Source organism: Stenotrophomonas sp. WZN-1, from assembly GCF_002192255.1.
Classification (GTDB): Bacteria; Pseudomonadota; Gammaproteobacteria; order Xanthomonadales; family Xanthomonadaceae; genus Stenotrophomonas.
The window spans coordinates 2,970,114-2,987,011 of sequence record NZ_CP021768.1; the positions used below are offsets into that span (position 1 = coordinate 2,970,114).

Sequence of the window (16,898 nt, forward strand, 5' to 3'; positions counted from 1 at the left end):
CCATGCGTGGATGTGCCGACCAAGGTCGGCATCTACCGAAGCACTTCGCGCTCCAACACGCCATCGCGCAACCGGTACTGCGCATCGACCACGCCGTCGGGCAGGTCGTCGTGGGTGATCATCAGCAGGCTGCGCCCGTCCAGCAAGCCGGATAGATCCTGCAGCAGCGCGCGCGCGGTATCCACATCGAGGCCTTCGGTCGGTTCGTCCAGCAGCAGGATCGGCGCAGTGCGCAACAGCGCGCGCGCCAGCGCCAGCCGTCGCGCCTGGCCTGCCGACATCGTCGCGCCGTTCTCGCCGACCCAGGCCTGCAGGCCACCGTTGTGCTCGGCCCAGTCACCCAGCCGAACGCGGCGCAGTACCGCCCACAACGCGGCGTCGCTGGCGTCGGGATCACCCAGCCGCAGGTTCTCGGCCACCGTGCCGGCAAACACCGGTGCGTTCTGCGGCAGCCAGGCCAGCTGGCGGTGCCACTCGGCCTGGGCGACGTCGCGCAGGTCGCGGCCACCATAGGTGATTCGCCCCTGCTGCGGATCCCACAGCCGCAGCAGCAGGCTGGACAGCGTGGTCTTGCCACTGCCGCTGTCGCCGCGAATCGCGATGCGTTCGCCCGGCGCCAGAGTCAGCTGCAGGCCGGACAGCACCGGCCGCGCGGCACCCGGCCACTGGAAATGCACGTCATCCCAATGCACGCGCGCCGCCTGCGGCACCGGCTGCGGCGCCTGCGGATCCTGCACCGTCGGCGGTTGTTCGACGATGGCCTGCAGGCGATCGGCCGCAATGCGCCCGGACTGCAGCGACTGCCAGGCCAGGCCCATGCCGGCCCACAGTTCGATCAGCGCCACGGTCAGGAACACGAGGCCCGCGGCCATTTCCGGCGCGATGTGCTGCTGTTCGGCGGCGTGCAGCGCCAACGCCAGCATCGCCACCAGCCCCAGGCCCGCGACCAGGCCGTGCAGGGTCGAGGCCGCGATCAGGCGCCAGCGCCGGCGACGATCACGCGAGGCCAGTTGCTTGGCAGCCACGCGCACCTTCAGCTGCCAGGCCGCATCGGCATGCAGCGCGGCCAGATCGCCGGCACCTTCCAGCCCTTCGAATGCGGCGGTACGCAATGCGGCACGATGCGCGGCACGATCGGCCTCTTCGTCGTCATGGCCACGCACGCCCAGCCACGGCACGCCGAAGGCGATCAGCAGCGCCAGCACCGCCAGCAGTACCGCTGCCGAGGGCAGGATCAGCGCTGCCGAGGCGACCGCCACCAGTGACAGCGCACCCAGCGCCACCAGCGGCCCGATCGCACGCACCAGCAGTCCATCCACTTCGCCAATGTCCCCCAGCAGCCGCGCCAGCAGCTCGCCGGTACGCGTGGCCCCCAACCGTGCCGGGGCAAGTGGCAGCGCGCGGCGGAAGAACCACACGCGCAGGTCGCGGGCGATGCGCAGCGTGGCATCGTGGCCGACCAGCTTTTCGAAGTAGCGCGACACGATGCGCGCCATGGTCAGGCCACGGATGCCGGCCGAGGGTGAGAAGAAGTTGAAGCCTTGGCCGAGGCCGGCCGCACCGGCCAGCGCGGCCGCCGTGAGGAAACCACCGGACAGGCCGAGCAGCGCGGTGCCGGCCAGCATCGTGGTCCACAGCAGCAGCATGGTCAGCAACAGGCGCGGCCGGTGGCGCAGGAACACCGCGCGCAGCGAATCAGGCGAACGGCTCATGCGCGCACCGCCTGTGCCGGTTCCACCAGGCGGCCTTCCGGCAACAGCAGGCAACGGTCAGCCCACGCGATCACCGCCGGGCTGTGGGTGGCGACCACCACGCTGCGCCCGCGTGCATACGCGGCCAGGCTGCGCAGCAGGACCGCTTCGGTATCGGCATCGAGGAATGCGGTGGGCTCGTCCAGCAGCAGCACCTGCGGATCACGCAGCAACAGGCGGGCCAGGCCGATGCGGCGGGCTTCGCCACCGGACAGGCCGAAGCCGCGCTCGCCGATCACCGTGTCCAGCCCCTGCGGCAGGCGCTGGGCAAACTGCAGGACCTGCGAGGCCTCGGCCACCGCGCGCAGCCGTGCATCGCTGGCACCGGGATCGGCCAGGCGCAGGTTGTCGGCGATGCTGCCGTGGAACAGGTACGGCCGCTGGCTGGCATAGGCCACCTGCACGCCAGGTCGCAGCTGCAGCTTGCCGGCACGCGGCGGCAGCCAGCCGGCCAGCGCCTCCAGCAGCGTGCTTTTGCCGGACCCACTGGGACCGACCAGGGCCAGGCGCTGGCCCGGCTCCAGCAGCAGGTCCAGATCCTGCAGCACATCCCGCGGAGCACCCAATGGGCGCAGTACCAGCCCTTGTGCCTGCAACGGCGGCAAGGCGGCCTCGGCCGGCTCCACCGCCAGCGGTGCAACCTCGTTCTCGATCAGGCCCTGCTCGTCCGGCAGCGATTGCAGCAGGCGCTCCACTTCGGCGGCAGCTGCCAGTGCATTGGCACGATCATGGTAGTGCGCGGCCAGCCGTCGCAGCGGCGCATAGAACTCCGGCGCCAGCAGCAGGCAGAACAGGCCTGCACCCAGCGTCGGCACCGCTGCATGCAGCGACATCATGCCCAGATAGCTCAGGCCCAGGTACAGCGCGACCATCGCCACGCTCACCGAGGCGAAGAATTCCAGCACCGTGGACGACAGGAACGCGATGCGCAGCACCTTCAGGGTACGCACGCGTACGCCTTCGGCGGCGGCCTCGATGCCCTCCAGCTCGGCGTCACCGCGTCCATACAGGCGCAGCAGGCCCAGGCCCTTGATCCGGTCGGCGAAATGACCGCTCATGCGCGCCAGTTCACCCAGCTGCGCGCGCCCGGCGGCTTCGGCGCCCCAGCCCACCAGCATCATGAAGAACGGCACCAGCGGCGCGGTGAACAGCAGGATCAGCGCCACCACCCAGTCCACCCAGGCGACAGCGGCCAGGATCAGCAGCGGCACCACCACCACTTCGGTGCGCACCGGCAGGAAGCCGCTGTAATAACTCTCGATCGCATCACCGTGGTGCAGCATCAGTTCGCCCAGTTCACCGGTGCGGCGCTGCCGCAGCCACAGCGGGCCATGGCCCAGCAGGCGCGCGAACACGCGTTCGCGCAGTGCCAGGCGGGCGGAATCGGCCACGTCACCGGCAGCGGCCTGGGTGGCGCTGCCCAGCAAAGTACGCAGCACCAGGATCACGGCCAGTCCCGCCAGCACCGGCAGCCCCGAGGCCAGCGGCGCGCGCTCCACCAGCACCAGCTGAACCAGCCACGCGATGGCGGCAGCCTGGCCGATCAACAGCGCGCCGGACAGGCTGATGCACAGCGCGGCCAGACGCTGGCGGCCCCGGGCGGAACGTGCCAGATCGGCCAGCCAGGCCGTGCGCACACGCCGCTGGCGGGCGGTTTCAGCTTCCGGGGACAGGCCGTCAGGGGGCGTTTCGGCAGCGCTCAAGGGGTCTTCACGGGCAATGGGGGAGACACGGCATTGTAGGCGCAGGCAATAGCCGGCCTCTGCGGCCAGCGGTCGCAGTCTTCATCAGGTTGGCATACGATCAACCGGGGCACCTGTTCATACATTGATCTGGATCAAGGCTGTTTGAAGTAGTCGGTCACATCATTCACGTCGTAGACCACCCTTCCCGCCACCTGCAACGGCACTATCCACGAGGTAGCCAGGCCATGATTGATCAGACAGTCGTAGAACTGTCGCGGCTGCAATTCGCGCTGACCGCGATGTACCACTTCCTATTCGTACCACTCACCCTCGGCCTGTCCTTCATGGTGGCCATCATGGAGAGCGTGTACGTGATGACCGGCAAGGAGATCTGGCGCAGGATGACCCTGTTCTGGGGCGTCCTGTTCGGCATCAACTTCGCCATGGGCGTCGCCACCGGCATCGTGATGGAGTTCCAGTTCGGCATGAACTGGTCCTACTACAGCCACTACGTGGGTGACATCTTCGGTGCGCCGCTGGCCATCGAAGGCCTGATGGCGTTCTTCCTGGAAGCCACCTTCGTCGGCCTGTTCTTCTTCGGCTGGAACCGCCTGACCAAGGTCAAGCACCTGATGGTGACCTGGCTGATGGCGCTGGGCACCAACCTGTCGGCCATCTGGATCCTGATCGCCAACGGCTGGATGCAGAACCCGACCGGTGCGGTGTTCAACCCGGAAACCATGCGCATGGAAGTCGTCGACTTCATGGCCGTGGTGTTCAACCCGGTGGCGCAGGCCAAGTTCGTGCACACCGTCAGCGCCGGTTACGTGACCGGTGCGGTGTTCGTGATGGCGATCAGCGCCCTGTTCCTGCTGCGCAACAAGCACAAGGACCTGGCCCGCCGTTCGTTCGCGGTGGCCGCAGCCTTCGGCCTGCTGTCGTCGCTGTCGGTGGTGGTGCTGGGTGACGAGAGCGGTTACGCCGCCAGCGAACACCAGAAGATGAAGCTGGCCGCGATCGAAGCGATGTGGGAGACCGAGCGTGCGCCGGCCGACTTCACCGCCTTCGGCATTCCGAACCAGGAAACCCACCAGAACGACTACGCGGTGAAGATCCCGTACCTGATGGGCCTGATCGCCACCCGCTCGTTGAACCAGCCGATCCCGGGCATCCTGGAACTGGTCGAGCGCGCCGAGCACCGCGTGCGTGGCGGCCAGCTGGCCTACGGTGCACTGGAACGCCTGCGCGCCAACAAGAACGACGTTGAGGCGCGCGAGATGTTCGACCGCCACTGGCAGGACCTGGGCCATGGCCTGCTGCTCAAGCGCTACCGCGATGACATCCTCAACGCCACCCCGCAGGAAATCTCGCAGGCGGCGATGGACACCGTGCCGCGCGTGATGCCGCTGTTCTGGACCTTCCGCGTGATGGCCGGCCTGGGCTTCTACCTGATCGCCTTCTTCGCACTGGCCTTCTACTACTCCTGCCGCAACAACTTCCAGGACAAGCGCTGGTTCCTCAAGCTGGCCCTGTGGACGCTGCCGGCACCGTGGATCGCGATCGAATGTGGCTGGTTCGTGGCCGAATACGGTCGCCAGCCGTGGGCGGTCGACGGCGTGCTGCCGACCTTCTATGCAGCATCGGGCCTGGCCCTGCATGAAATCGTGCTGACCCTGGCCGGCTTCACCGCGATCTACACCGCGCTGATCGTGGTCGAGATCAAGCTGATGCTCAAGGCGATCCGTAAGGGTCCGGACGAGGTGCTGCCGTCGCTGCAGTCGCCCCAGCCGCATGCTTCCCACAATGCCTCGGCGCCGGCCGCCGGCCAGGCCTGAGGCAGGAGAACCAAGATGGATTTCATTCTTCTGGACTACACCACGCTGCGCGTGCTCTGGTGGTTGCTGCTCGGCATCCTGCTGATCGGCTTCGCCGTGATGGATGGTTTCGACCTCGGCGTAGGCACCCTGCTGCCCTTCGTCGCCCGCAACGATGCCGAGCGCCGGCTGGTGATCAACACCATCGGCCCGGTCTGGGAAGGCAACCAGGTATGGCTGGTGCTCGGTGGCGGTGCGATCTTCGCCGCCTGGCCGCCGCTGTATGCGGTCAGTTTCTCCGGGTTCTACCTGGCGATGTTCGTGATCCTGTTCGCCCTGATCCTGCGTCCGGTCGGCTTCAAGTTCCGCAGCAAGATGCCCAGCGAGCGCTGGCGCAACACCTGGGACTGGGCGCTGTTCATCGGTGGCTTCATCCCGGCGCTGATCATGGGCGTGGCGGTGGGCAACGTGGTGCTGGGCGTGCCGTTCCACTTCGATGACAGCATGCGCATCTTCTACACCGGCTCGTTCTTCGGCCTGCTGATGCCCTTCGCGCTGCTGGCCGGCCTGCTCAGCGTGTCGATGCTGGTCGCCCACGGTGCCGCCATGCTGGTACTGAAGACCGATGGCCCGGTGGCCGAGCGTGCGGCCCGCTTCGGCAGCATCGCCGCGATCATCGCCCTCGTGCTGTTCGCCGTCGGTGGCGCCTGGGTGGCCTTCGGCCTGCCGGGTTACCAGATCACCTCGCAGGTGGTCACCGATGGCGCCACCAATCCGCTGCTGAAGACCGCCGAACTCGGCGCCGCCGGTGGCTGGATGCGCAACTACAGCACGATGCCGGCCACGATCCTGGCCCCGCTGCTCGGCCTGGCCGGCCTGCTGGCCAGTGCGGTGCTGCTGCGTGCCCGTCGCGGCGGCCTGGCCTTCATCGCCTCCGGTGCGGCCATCGCCGGCATCATCCTGACCGTCGGCTTCGCCATCTTCCCGTTCCTGCTGCCGTCCTCGAGCCAGCCCACCTCCAGCCTGACCGTGTGGGATGCCTCGTCCAGCCACCTGACCCTGTGGATCATGCTGCTGGCTACGGCGGTGTTCCTGCCGATCATCATCGGTTACACCACCTGGGTGTACCGCGTGCTGAAGGGCAAGACCACCACCGAAGAAATGGGCAACAACCCGAACGCGTATTGATCGCTTGCACGTGTGCCGACCAACGGTCGGCACCTACCCGGAATGAAGGAGACTGATCATGTGGTATTTCGCCTGGATTCTCGGTGCCGGCCTCGCCTCGACGGTGGCCATCCTCAACGGCATGTGGTTCGAAGCCCGCGAGCAGAACCGCATCGAGAAAGAAAATCGTCGCTGAGCTGTAAAAAAACCTTGCCGCCTTGGCCTTCACACGGTATCTTAGGCGGCTCCTTCGGGGTGTAGCTCAGTCTGGTAGAGCGCTACGTTCGGGACGTAGAGGTCGCAGGTTCGAATCCTGTCTCCCCGACCACTCAAGTGGTCGCATTGAAGCCTGGTGAAGTCGTCCAGGCTTTTTTGTTCCCTGAAGTGGCACTGCTTCGGCAGTGTGAAGAAAACGGCATTCACCCCTTGCCGCCATCGGGGTGAATCGCTAGAATAGGCGGCTCCCTTCGGGGTGTAGCTCAGTCTGGTAGAGCGCTACGTTCGGGACGTAGAGGTCGCAGGTTCGAATCCTGTCTCCCCGACCACTTCGGTGGTCACCAAGAAGCCTGGAAGACATCACTGTCCTCCGGGTTTTTTTTTATCAGGCACCCGGCCGCCCGCCTGACGGGACCTTGCCGGAGCCCGCACGTACAATGGCCGCGCTGCGGCCCGCCAGCAGCCCCTTCCCCACCTGCCGCTTCGGCGTAGACCGATGCCGGCGCTGCATGCCGCTGCGGCGGCGTGCGACACCTGCAAGGACCACCGATGAGTTCCTCCCCTTCCGATTCGCCGTCGCTGCTGCACGGTCGCGTCCTCGCGTTCGCCGCGATCCTGCTGGCAGCGATCAACCTGCGCACCGCGGTCACCTCGATCACCCCGCTGCTGGACGTGCTCGGCCAGCAGTTTGGCTTCGGCACGACCATGACCGGCGTGCTGGGCATGCTGCCGACCGCCTCGTTCGCGCTGTTCGGCGTGGCCACGCCGGCACTGGCGCGGCGCCTCGGGCTGGAGCGCACCACGCTGCTGGCGATGGTGATGGCAATGGCCGGCCTGCTGCTGCGTTCCAGCGCCGGCAACGTCGGCACGCTGCTGCTGGGTTCGGTGGTGGCACTGGCCGGCATGGGCATCGGCAACGTGGTGGTGCCGCCGTTGGTGAAGCGCTATTTCGCCAACAAGGTCGGCACCATGAGCACGCTCTACATCAGCGTGCTGCAGCTGGGCACGATGCTGCCGGCGCTGCTGGCGGTGCCAGTGGCCAACGCCGCAGGCTGGCGCGTGTCGCTGGGCATGTGGGCGCTGCTGGCGCTGGCTGCCGCACTGCCGTGGCTGGTGCTGGCCACCCGCGCGCCGAAGCCGCAGACCGACGCGTCCGACCCGACCGCACAGCCGCATGGCAAGGTCTGGCGCACGTCGCTGGGCTGGAGCATGACGCTGATGTTCGGCATGACCTCGCTGATGACCTACTCGATGTTCACCTGGCTGCCACGCATCGTGGTCGAGGCCGGTGGCACGCCCGCGTTCGGGGGCGTGATGGTCGCCGTGTTCTCGGCATTGGGCCTGCTGCCGTCGCTGGTCATTCCATCCATGGCAGTGCGCATGCAGAACCCGTTCCCGCTGGTCCTGATCGGCTTCTTCTCGTTCGTGATCGCCTTCACCGGCCTGCTGCTGGCACCGATGAAGGCGCCACTGCTGTGGGCCTGCCTGCTCGGCGTGGGTCCGTCCACTTTCCCGCTGGCACTGACCCTGATCAACCTGCGCACCCGCACCCCGACCGGCTCGGCCGCGCTGTCCGGCTTCATGCAGGGCGTGGGCTACAGCTTCAGCTGCCTGGGCCCGTTCCTGGTCGGCTGGCTGCACACGGTCAGCGACGGCTGGACGCTCCCGTTCAGCTTCCTGTTCGGCTGCGCCACCTTGATGCTGTGCGCCTCGTGGGTGGCCTGCAAGCCGCGCAAGCTCGAAGATCTCTGGTAACCGCCCGGGGGCCCCACCTACCGCTCGTCAGCCCGTTTGCGCATTTTGACGCCGGGCTGACAATTCCGGGCGGATAGTGCCCACGAATGCCCATCCTTGCCGCGTGCCGGCATCGGGCATGGGGGCGGCCGCGCCGCCCAGGCCACCACTCGGTGTGCGGGGGACTCTCGTTTCAGACAAGACATTGCAGGTCGCTGTCCTGGTTCCGCCCATCCCTGCTGGATGGGAGTTCGCGAGGGGAGTGACGCAGGCCACGGCCATCTCAAAATCTGGCATGTGATGTGCGTCACATTTTTCAGGTTGTCTGGTTAGGAAGCCAAGGGGGTCCCCAATGGTTGTCCACCGCCGGCTGGCGCTCTGCGTCGGCCTTGCCTGCACCGCCCTCGCCTGGGCCAGCCTCGCTGCCCCGCCCGACCGCGAGGCGGCGTTGGCCGAGATCGGCCGCTATCGAGACCAGGCGCGTTGGCTGGACGCCCTGGGCGCGATCGAGCGCGCGAGCCAGCAGCAACCCAACGACGACCTGCTGTTCAAGCTGCGCGTATTGACGCTGGGCGACATCGGCAACGCCTGGCGCGCGTGGGAGCTGTACCAGCAGCGCCCGCAACTCTTCGACGATGCGCAGAAACAGCGCCTGGAAGGTGACTACCTGGCCAAGCTGGTGGTCTGGAGCCTGGCCTACAGCAGTAGCGAGGACAGCCGCCTGGAAGAGGCCGAATCGACCCTCGCGCGCATGCAACGCTATCTCGGCGGCGAAGGCACGCCGCCCGCGCAGGCACCGCTGCGGATCCGCATGGACCGCCTGATCCTGCTCAACCGGCTGGGCCGCCATGCACAGGTCCGCGAGGAAGCGCGGGCACTGCAGGCCGAAGGCCACACGCTGCCCGACTATGTGCTGCCCGCAGTGGGCGATTCGTTGATGGGCACCCTGCACCCGGAGGAAGCCATTCCGGTGCTGCAGGCCGCGGTGGCCGGCGACCCGACACGCGACGCCTCGCATTCGGAGCTGGCCTACGCCTACCTGGAAAGCGAACAGCAGGAAAAGGCCATCGACCTGCTGCAGGCATGGCGCGACAAGGAGCCGGCGTGGCGCTGGAGCAACGGCAAGTCACCCTACGCGAACTGGTCGCGCTACGAGGCCGATCTCAACCTGGCGATGGTGCGCGCCTACAGCGGCGACCTGCACACCGCGCAGCACGACCTGGAGTCGATGGTCGAGATCGCACCCGGCAACGGCGGGCTGCAGAGTGCGCTGGGCAGCGTCTACATGATGCGCGGCTGGCCACGCAGGGCGCTGCAGCGCCAGCAGATGGCACACGCACTGGACCCGCGTGACATCGAACCGCGCCTGGGCATGGAAGAAGCCTACGTTGCTCTGCAGCGCGACGACCTGGCGCGACCGCTGCACGATGACCTGGTCGCGCGCTATCCCACCCAGCCGGCGGTCGAACGCATGGACCAGGCCTGGCGTGCGCATCGCGGCTGGCAGCTGCAGGCGTGGACCGACATCGGCCACAGCTCCGGGGGCGGTGGCACCTCGCCACTGGGCAACAACGATCGCCACTACGGCGTGGAAGTGGAGACGCCGATCCTTGATGACCGCTGGCGGTTGTTCGCCCTCGCCGACCGGCGTTCGACCGACTTCCAGGACCAGCGCATCGATCCGCTGTGGCTGGGCGCGGGCGTGCGTTACCGCTTCGGGCGGCTGGATGCAGAAGCAGCCGTACTGCGCGCCAACGACCACATCGGCGATACCGGCCTGCGCGCCGGTGTCGGCTGGCAGTTCAACGATTACTGGCATGCCGGCGTGGTGGCCGCGCGCAATGATCCGGACGCCTCGATGCAGGCGCGCGCGGCCGGCATCACCGCCGACAGCGTGAGCGCGCAGGTGGACTACCGGCGCAGCGAGCTCACCCACTGGATGTTCGGCGCCAGCCGCTTCCGCTACGACGATGGCAACCATCGCGAGCTGTTCAGCACCCGCCTGGAACAGCGCCTGCTGACCCGCCCCCGCTGGCTGATCGATGGCTTGGCCAGCGCCTACACCAGTCGCGGCAGCCGCGACGATGCGCCCTACTTCAATCCGAAACGCGACCGCATGGTCGAGATCGGCCTGCGCATCGACCAGCAGCTGTGGCGGCATTACGAGCGCCACTTCCGGCACCGGCTGACCGTCTCGCTGGGCGACTACTGGCAGGACGGCTTCGGCAGTGCGTTGGTGCCGTCGGTGTCCTACATGCATGAATGGCAGCTGGGCCCCGGCCGCGTGTTCGAGTACGGCGTGCGCTGGTCACGGCCGGTCTACGACGGCCATCGCGAACGCCATATCGGCTTCGAAGCCGCACTGCGCTGGGGAGACTGACATGGCCCGCATCCTGCGACTGATCGTGCTCCTGCTGCTGGCCTGCGTGCCACCGGCGTTCGCGCAGCAGCCCCTGCATCTTGATGCGATCGACAACGGCCTGCTGATCCTCAGCTACCACGACATCCGCGATCAGGTGGCTGCCAAGGGTGATGCCGATACCTATGCGGTGAGCACGCAGAACTTCGCCGCACACCTGGACTGGCTGGGCGCGCATGGCTACCACCCGGTCTCGCTGTCGCAGGTGATCGAAGCCTCGCAGGGCCGTGCCACGCTGCCGCCGAAACCGGTGCTGCTGACCTTCGACGATGGCCTGCGCAGCGTCTACGACAAGGCCTTCCCGCTGCTGCAGGCCTACCACTACCCGGCCCTGGTGGCGGTGATCACCGACTACGTGGACATGGCGCCGGGCCGCACCATCGACTACGGCTACCGCCCGTTCGGCCACGATGATTTCGTCACCTGGGCGCAGCTGAAGCAGATGCACGACAGCGGCCTGATCGAAGTGGCCAGCCATACCGACGACCTGCACCACGGCGTGCTCGCCAATCCACAGGGCAATTCCACGCCCGCCGTGGTCACCCGCATCTACACCCCCGCCACGCACAGCTACGAAAGCGAGGCACAGTATGAGCAGCGCCTGCGCACCGACCTCGCACGCAGCGTGCAGCGCATCGAACAGCATCTCGGCGTACGTCCGCGCGCCATCGTCTGGCCGTACGCCGCCTACAACCAGTTGAGCAACGACATCGCCGAGCAGCTGGGCATGCCGGTCTCGTTCGACCTGGAGGGCCGCAGCACGCCGGTGGCCAGCGACCTGCATGGCCTGGCGCGCTTCCTGGTCAGCGACAACCCGACCGTGGAAGGCCTGGCCTATGAACTGCGCCGTGACGTGGCGCTCGACGGCATCCGCGCCCTGCAGATCGACCTGGATGATGTGTACGACCCCGACCCCGCACAGCAGGCGCGCAATCTCGATGCACTGATCGAGCGGGTCAAGCGCATCGCACCGACCCATGTCTACCTGCAGGCCTTCGCCGACCCGGACGGCAACAACACCGCCGATGCGCTGTATTTCCCGAACCGGCACATGCCGATGCGGGCGGACCTGTTCAGCCGCGTCGCCTGGCAGCTGAAATCCCGCGCTGGGGTGAAGGTCTACGCGTGGCTGCCGGTACTCGGCTTCGAGCTGCCCGACCCCGTGCAGCGCAAGGCGCTGGCGATCCGCAATGGTGATGCCGACGGCATGTACCGGTTGGATTTCACCAACCCGAAAGCCCGGCAGATCATGCTCGACATCTACGAGGACCTGGCGGTCAATTCCTACTTCGAAGGCCTGCTGTTCCATGACGACGGCTACCTGCGCGACACCGAGCTGCCCGCTCTGGCGACCGGCGACGATGGCAGTGCACGTACCCAGGCACTGATCGACTTCACCCTGGCCCTGCGCGACAGTGCGCAGCGCTGGCGGCCGAAACTGGCAACGGTGCGCAACCTGTACGCGGAGCCGGTGCTGCGCCCGCAGAGCGAAGCCTGGTTCGCGCAACGCCTGGACCTGTTCAACAAGGCCTACGACCAGACGGCGCTGATGGCGATGCCCTGGATGGAAGGCAGCAGGCACCCCGAGCGCTGGCTCGATCAGTTGCTGGCCGCGGTACGCGCACACGACCCGCAGCTTCAGCACACGCTGTTCGAGCTGCAGACCGTCGATTGGCGCAGCGGGCGACCGATTCCCGCCGAGCGCCTGCGCGCGCAGATCCGCCAGCTGCAGGCGCAGCGCGTGCACCACTTCGCCTGGTACCCGGACGACTTCATCGCCGACCACCCCTCCACCCGCGATGCCCGCGCGGCGATGTCCGCCGGCACCTTCCCGTACCCGGAGAAGTGACATGGACATGCATCCGCTGCTGCAGGTCCTGTTCCAGTTCGCCTTCTACTACCCGATGGTGATGGCGTTCTTCTGGATGTCCGGTGGCCTGTACTACTACTTCCGGCGCGAGCGGCATTCGCGGCCACGCAACGATCCACCGCTGATGATCGATCCACCGTTCGCCAGCCTGCTGATTCCCTGCCACAACGAAGCGGAGAACCTGGGCGACACGCTTGGTGCGGCATTGGCACAGCGCTATCCGGCCGACTACGAGGTAATCGCCATCGACGATGGCAGCAGCGACGACACCGGTGCCCGCCTGGATGCGCTGGCCGCGAAGCACCCGCGGCTGCGCGTGCTGCACCTGGATCGCAACCTGGGCAAGGCCAACGCCCTGCGCATGGGCGCGCTGGCGGCACGCTCGGAATATCTTGTGTGCATCGACGGCGATGCAATGCTGGAAGAACACGCGCTGCACTGGATGATCTGGCACCTGGTCAGTGGCAACCGGGTCGGCGCGGTCACCGGCAACCCGCGCATCCGCAACCGCTCCACCCTGCTCGGGCGCCTGCAGGTGGCCGAGTTCTCCTCGATCATCGGCATGATCAAGCGGGCGCAGCGCGTATATGGCCGCATCTTCACCATATCCGGCGTGATCGCCGGTTTCCGCCGCACCGCCCTGCACCAGGTCGGCTGGTGGTCGGATGACATGGTGACCGAGGACATCGACATCAGCTGGCGCCTGCAGCGCGCGCACTGGGATATCCGCTACGAACCGAACGCGCTGTGCTTCATCCTGATGCCGGAAACGCTCAAGGGGCTGTGGCGGCAGCGCCTGCGCTGGGCCCAGGGTGGCGTGGAGGTGATGCTGCGCCACGCGCGCTCGCTGCTGCACTGGAAAGAGCGCCGCATGTGGGGCGTGTTGCTGGAGTACGTGCTGAGCGTGATGTGGGCCTACACCATGCTGTTCATCGTGCTGCTGTGGGCACTGGGCAAGTTCATCGAGCTGCCGCCGCATCTGCATATCGCCAGCCTGCTGCCGGAGTGGCATGGCGTGATCCTGGCACTGGTCTGCCTGCTGCAGTTCGCCAGCAGCCTGATCATCGACCGGCGTTACGAGACACAGATTGGACGCAATTACTTCTGGGTCATCTGGTACCCGATGGCGTACTGGCTGATCAGCCTTTCCACCACCCTGGTGGCGCTGCCGAAAACCCTGCTGCGCCGTCGCAGCAAGCGCGCCACCTGGACCAGTCCCGATCGGGGGATCCGATGAACGCAACACGTCCGTCCAACCGCTTCGACTCGCGGATGATCCGCAAGCCGCATCGCCAACCACGCTTCCAGCGCACCGCCTGGGGCTTCGTCACCCTGGCGTTCTGGGGCTTCTACTTCTACCTGTGGGCGCCCTTGGTGACCCTGCTCTCGTGGCTGATCGGTGGCCAGCTGGCCTGGCAGCAACTGTACGAACGGCAGAACCAGTTCGACCCGTACGTGCTGGTGGCGCTGCCATTGATGCTGCTGTGCGCCAGCGTGCTGCTGATCGGCTGGGCCGAGTACAACCGCGCCCGTTTCCGTGGCCGCGAGCGCCGCCTGCCGCGGCCGCTGGCCAGCCTCAACGAGGTGGCCGCCGACCTGGGCGCCAGCACCGGGCTGGCCGAACGCCTGCTGGGCTGCAAGGCCGCAACGCTGCACATGGACGATCACGCGCGGCCGATCGGCATCCGCCGCGAGGTGCTGTAACTCGATTGCCCTGGGTGCCGACCTTGGTCGGCACTTGCTTTGGTGGGTACCGACCTTGGTCGGCACCGGCGTCTATCGCGAAGAGCATCCACGCATGGCGTGGATCTACTTGCGCGTCTGCCCTTCCCCGCGCACGACAAATCGTTCGACGGTGAGCGCTTCCAGCCCCATCGGGCCGTAGGCGTGCAGGCGCGTGGTGGAAATGCCGATCTCGCTGCCCAGGCCCAGCTGGCCACCGTCGGAGAAACGCGACGAAGCGTTGACCATCACCACCGCCGAGCGCAGTGCGTTGACGAAGCGCTCGGCATGGCCTGCGTCTTCGGTGGCGATCACTTCGGTGTGGTCGGAGGTATAGGTGCGGATGTGCGCGATGGCCGCGTCAAGATCATCGACCACACGCACCGCCAGTACCAGATCGAGGAACTCGGCGGCATAGTCCTCTTCGGTGGCCGCCGTGCTGCCCGGCAGCAACGGCTGCGCCTGCGCATCGGCGCGCAGTTGCACCCCGCGCTCGCCCAGCGCCTGCGCTACGCGCGGCAGGAACGATTCGGCCACATCGCGATGCACCAGCAGCGTCTCCAGCGAATTGCAGGCTGCAGGGCGGCTGCACTTGCCATCCACCAGCAGGTCGATGGCCTTGCCGAGGTCGGCGCTGGCATCCACGAACAGGTGGCAGACGCCCTTGTAATGCTTGATCACCGGCACGCGCGCGTGTTCGGCCACGAAACGGATCAGGCCTTCGCCGCCACGCGGAATGGCCAGGTCGATCAGCTCATGCAGCTGCAGCAGTTCCAGCATCGCTTCGCGGCGCAGGTCGGTCAGCACGGTCACCGCCGCCGGCGGTACGCCGTTGGCCTTCAATGCACCGGCCAGCGCCTGGGCGATGGCGGTGTTGGAGTGGATCGCTTCGGAACCACCGCGCAGGATCACGCCATTGCCCGCCTTCAGGCACAGCGCGGCCGCTTCGGCGGTCACGTTCGGGCGCGCCTCGTAGATCATCGCGATCACTCCCAGCGGAACGCGTACCTTCTGCACGCGGATGCCGTTCGGACGCACGTCGTCGCGGGTGACCTGGCCGACCGGATCGGGCAGTGCCGCCACTTCGCGTACCGCTTCGGCCATCGCGAACAGACGTGCCGGGTCCAACGCCAGGCGGTCGAGCATGGCACTGCCAACCCCCTTGCCACGCGCGGCGGCAAGGTCCCGCGCGTTGCCTGCCAGGATCAGCCCGGCATTCACTTCCAGTGCCTGCGCCATCGCCAGCAGCAGCGTGCGCCGCGCCGCACTGTCGAGGCCGGCAACGATCTGCGCCGCATCGCGGCAGGCGCGCACCTGCGCTTCGATTTCGCTCATCGGGGTGTCCTTCAAACCGGTCATGGCAGCACCAGGTCGTCGCGATGGACGACGCTGCCGCCGTAGTTGTAGCCGAGCACGGCCTGGATGTCGCGCGAATGGTGGCCGGCGATCCGGCGCACGTCGTCGGCGGCGTACTGGCTGACGCCGCGGGCGACACAGACACGCCCCTGCGGCGCGATCCAGCACACCTGCACCATGTCACCGCGGCGGAACGCGCCCTCCGCGCCGGTGATGCCACCGGGCAGCAGCGAGGCGCCCTTCTCGCGCATCGCCTGTGCCGCACCGGCATCGATGACGATCGCGCCCTCGGCCAGCGGCGCGTGCCGCAGCCAGTGCTTGCGGGCGGCCTCACGGCTGCGTGCGGCATGGATGCGGGTGCCGAACAGGCGGTCCTGCGCCAGCGCGCGCACCACGTCGCTGCTGCGGCCGTTGAACAGGTAGGTCTCGATGCCGAGGCGGCCGGCCTTGGCCGCTGCCTCCAGTTTGGTCCGCATGCCGCCGGTGCCGGCGCGCGAGCCGGCACCTCCGGCCATCGCCAGCACATCGTCACTCAGTTCCGGCACGTCGTGCAGGGGCCGCGCGTCGGCCACGGTCCGCGGGTCGGCGCTGTACAGGCCTTCGATGTCGGTGGCGATGAACAGCGCATCGGCGTCGACCAGCGCGGCCACGGTCGCGGCCAGGTTGTCGTTGTCGCCGAGCTTGAGTTCGTCCACCGATACCGTGTCGTTCTCGTTCACCACCGGCAACGCGCCCAGCCGCAGCAACTCGGTGAGCGTGGCGCGCGCATTGAGGTAGCGGCGACGGTTGCGCAGGTCGTCGTGGGTCAGCAGCACCTGCGCCACCGGGCGCTCGAAGAAGCGCTGCCAGAGCCCGATCAGCTGCGCTTGGCCGAGCGCGGCCAGGGCCTGCCGCGCCGCCATCGCCGCACCGGGTTCATCGGCCCGCGGCAGGATCGCGCGCCCGGCGGCAACCGCACCGGAGGAGACGATCACCACCTCGCGCCCGGCCAGCACGTTGGCGGAAACAAACTGGGCCAGGCCCAGCGCGTGGCGTGGCGACAGGCCGCCCCCATCGGCCGCCAGCAGGCTGCTGCCGACCTTCAGCACCGCACGCCGCCACGGCGGCAGCGCCTGTTGCGGGAACGGCGAGGCGACGTTGGCAGCGTGCAGGGTCATCGGTCAG

The 16,898-nt window shown here is 67.6% G+C and carries 12 protein-coding genes and 2 tRNA genes; 10 read left to right on the forward strand and 4 right to left on the reverse strand.

Going from position 1 to position 16,898, the window contains the following annotated elements; translation table 11 throughout:
• Positions 1-32: 32 nt before the first annotated feature.
• Together cydC and cydD are read right to left on the reverse strand one after the other, a co-directional pair.
• Positions 33-1,712, reverse strand: a complete 1,680-nt coding sequence (gene cydC / locus CCR98_RS14060) for a thiol reductant ABC exporter subunit CydC (RefSeq protein WP_087923106.1) — start codon at positions 1,710-1,712, stop codon at positions 33-35.
• Positions 1,709-3,454 carry a thiol reductant ABC exporter subunit CydD gene (gene cydD, locus CCR98_RS14065; RefSeq protein WP_087923107.1) on the reverse strand — a complete coding sequence of 582 codons (1,746 nt, stop codon included), beginning with the start codon at positions 3,452-3,454 and terminating at the stop codon, positions 1,709-1,711. The genes cydC and cydD overlap by 4 nt, the downstream gene beginning before the upstream one ends.
• Before the next feature lie 227 nt (positions 3,455-3,681).
• On the opposite strand from cydD, the gene CCR98_RS14070 reads away from it, so the two are divergent.
• The 10 genes from CCR98_RS14070 (at position 3,682) to pgaD (ending at position 14,360) form a co-directional block, all read left to right on the forward strand.
• Positions 3,682-5,271, forward strand: a complete 1,590-nt coding sequence (locus CCR98_RS14070) for a cytochrome ubiquinol oxidase subunit I (RefSeq protein WP_049423960.1) — start codon at positions 3,682-3,684, stop codon at positions 5,269-5,271.
• Positions 5,272-5,286: 15 nt separating this feature from the next.
• The gene (cydB, locus tag CCR98_RS14075; protein ID WP_087923108.1) at positions 5,287-6,438 is read left to right on the forward strand and encodes a cytochrome d ubiquinol oxidase subunit II; all 1,152 of its coding nucleotides are present in this window, start codon (positions 5,287-5,289) and stop codon (positions 6,436-6,438) included.
• A 58-nt stretch (positions 6,439-6,496) separates the two neighbouring features.
• Positions 6,497-6,613 carry a cytochrome bd-I oxidase subunit CydX gene (gene cydX / locus CCR98_RS14080; protein WP_005410354.1) on the forward strand — a complete coding sequence of 39 codons (117 nt, stop codon included), beginning with the start codon at positions 6,497-6,499 and terminating at the stop codon, positions 6,611-6,613.
• 55 nt (positions 6,614-6,668) lie between these two features.
• Positions 6,669-6,745, forward strand: a tRNA-Pro gene (locus CCR98_RS14085).
• A gap of 140 nt (positions 6,746-6,885) precedes the next feature.
• Positions 6,886-6,962 (forward strand) — tRNA-Pro (locus CCR98_RS14090).
• 220 nt (positions 6,963-7,182) lie between these two features.
• The gene (locus tag CCR98_RS14095; RefSeq protein ID WP_087923109.1) at positions 7,183-8,388 is read left to right on the forward strand and encodes an MFS transporter; all 1,206 of its coding nucleotides are present in this window, start codon (positions 7,183-7,185) and stop codon (positions 8,386-8,388) included.
• 331 nt (positions 8,389-8,719) lie between these two features.
• On the forward strand, positions 8,720-10,747 hold the full coding sequence (pgaA, locus tag CCR98_RS14100) for a poly-beta-1,6 N-acetyl-D-glucosamine export porin PgaA (protein WP_087923110.1): 2,028 nt from the start codon (positions 8,720-8,722) through the stop codon (positions 10,745-10,747).
• 1 nt (position 10,748) lies between these two features.
• The gene (gene pgaB, locus CCR98_RS14105) at positions 10,749-12,635 is read left to right on the forward strand and encodes a poly-beta-1,6-N-acetyl-D-glucosamine N-deacetylase PgaB (RefSeq protein WP_087923111.1); all 1,887 of its coding nucleotides are present in this window, start codon (positions 10,749-10,751) and stop codon (positions 12,633-12,635) included.
• A 1-nt stretch (position 12,636) separates the two neighbouring features.
• Positions 12,637-13,893, forward strand: a complete 1,257-nt coding sequence (gene pgaC, locus CCR98_RS14110) for a poly-beta-1,6-N-acetyl-D-glucosamine synthase (protein WP_087923112.1) — start codon at positions 12,637-12,639, stop codon at positions 13,891-13,893.
• Positions 13,890-14,360 (forward strand): poly-beta-1,6-N-acetyl-D-glucosamine biosynthesis protein PgaD, encoded by a 471-nt coding sequence (gene pgaD, locus CCR98_RS14115; protein ID WP_087923113.1) that lies wholly within the window; start codon positions 13,890-13,892, stop codon positions 14,358-14,360. The genes pgaC and pgaD overlap by 4 nt, the downstream gene beginning before the upstream one ends.
• A 105-nt stretch (positions 14,361-14,465) precedes the next feature.
• Here the strand turns inward: pgaD and CCR98_RS14120 are convergent, their stop codons facing one another.
• Entirely contained in the window at positions 14,466-15,737 is a 1,272-nt protein-coding gene (locus CCR98_RS14120; protein WP_087923114.1) for a glutamate-5-semialdehyde dehydrogenase, read from the reverse strand.
• Positions 15,734-16,891 carry a glutamate 5-kinase gene (gene proB, locus CCR98_RS14125; RefSeq protein WP_087923115.1) on the reverse strand — a complete coding sequence of 386 codons (1,158 nt, stop codon included), beginning with the start codon at positions 16,889-16,891 and terminating at the stop codon, positions 15,734-15,736. The genes CCR98_RS14120 and proB overlap by 4 nt, the downstream gene beginning before the upstream one ends.
• Positions 16,892-16,898 lie beyond the last annotated feature (7 nt).

Bases quoted from the DNA above. Each gene is read 5' to 3' on its own strand.
- cydC (WP_087923106.1), bottom strand. From the start codon at position 1,712: ATGAGCCGTTCGCCTGATTCGCTGCGCGCGGTGTTCCTGCGCCACCGG.
- CCR98_RS14070 (WP_049423960.1), top strand. From the start codon at position 3,682: ATGATTGATCAGACAGTCGTAGAACTGTCGCGGCTGCAATTCGCGCTG.
- cydB (WP_087923108.1), top strand. From the start codon at position 5,287: ATGGATTTCATTCTTCTGGACTACACCACGCTGCGCGTGCTCTGGTGG.
- cydX (WP_005410354.1), top strand. From the start codon at position 6,497: ATGTGGTATTTCGCCTGGATTCTCGGTGCCGGCCTCGCCTCGACGGTG.
- CCR98_RS14095 (WP_087923109.1), top strand. From the start codon at position 7,183: ATGAGTTCCTCCCCTTCCGATTCGCCGTCGCTGCTGCACGGTCGCGTC.
- pgaA (WP_087923110.1), top strand. From the start codon at position 8,720: ATGGTTGTCCACCGCCGGCTGGCGCTCTGCGTCGGCCTTGCCTGCACC.
- pgaB (WP_087923111.1), top strand. From the start codon at position 10,749: ATGGCCCGCATCCTGCGACTGATCGTGCTCCTGCTGCTGGCCTGCGTG.
- pgaC (WP_087923112.1), top strand. From the start codon at position 12,637: ATGGACATGCATCCGCTGCTGCAGGTCCTGTTCCAGTTCGCCTTCTAC.
- pgaD (WP_087923113.1), top strand. From the start codon at position 13,890: ATGAACGCAACACGTCCGTCCAACCGCTTCGACTCGCGGATGATCCGC.
- CCR98_RS14120 (WP_087923114.1), bottom strand. From the start codon at position 15,737: ATGACCGGTTTGAAGGACACCCCGATGAGCGAAATCGAAGCGCAGGTG.
- proB (WP_087923115.1), bottom strand. From the start codon at position 16,891: ATGACCCTGCACGCTGCCAACGTCGCCTCGCCGTTCCCGCAACAGGCG.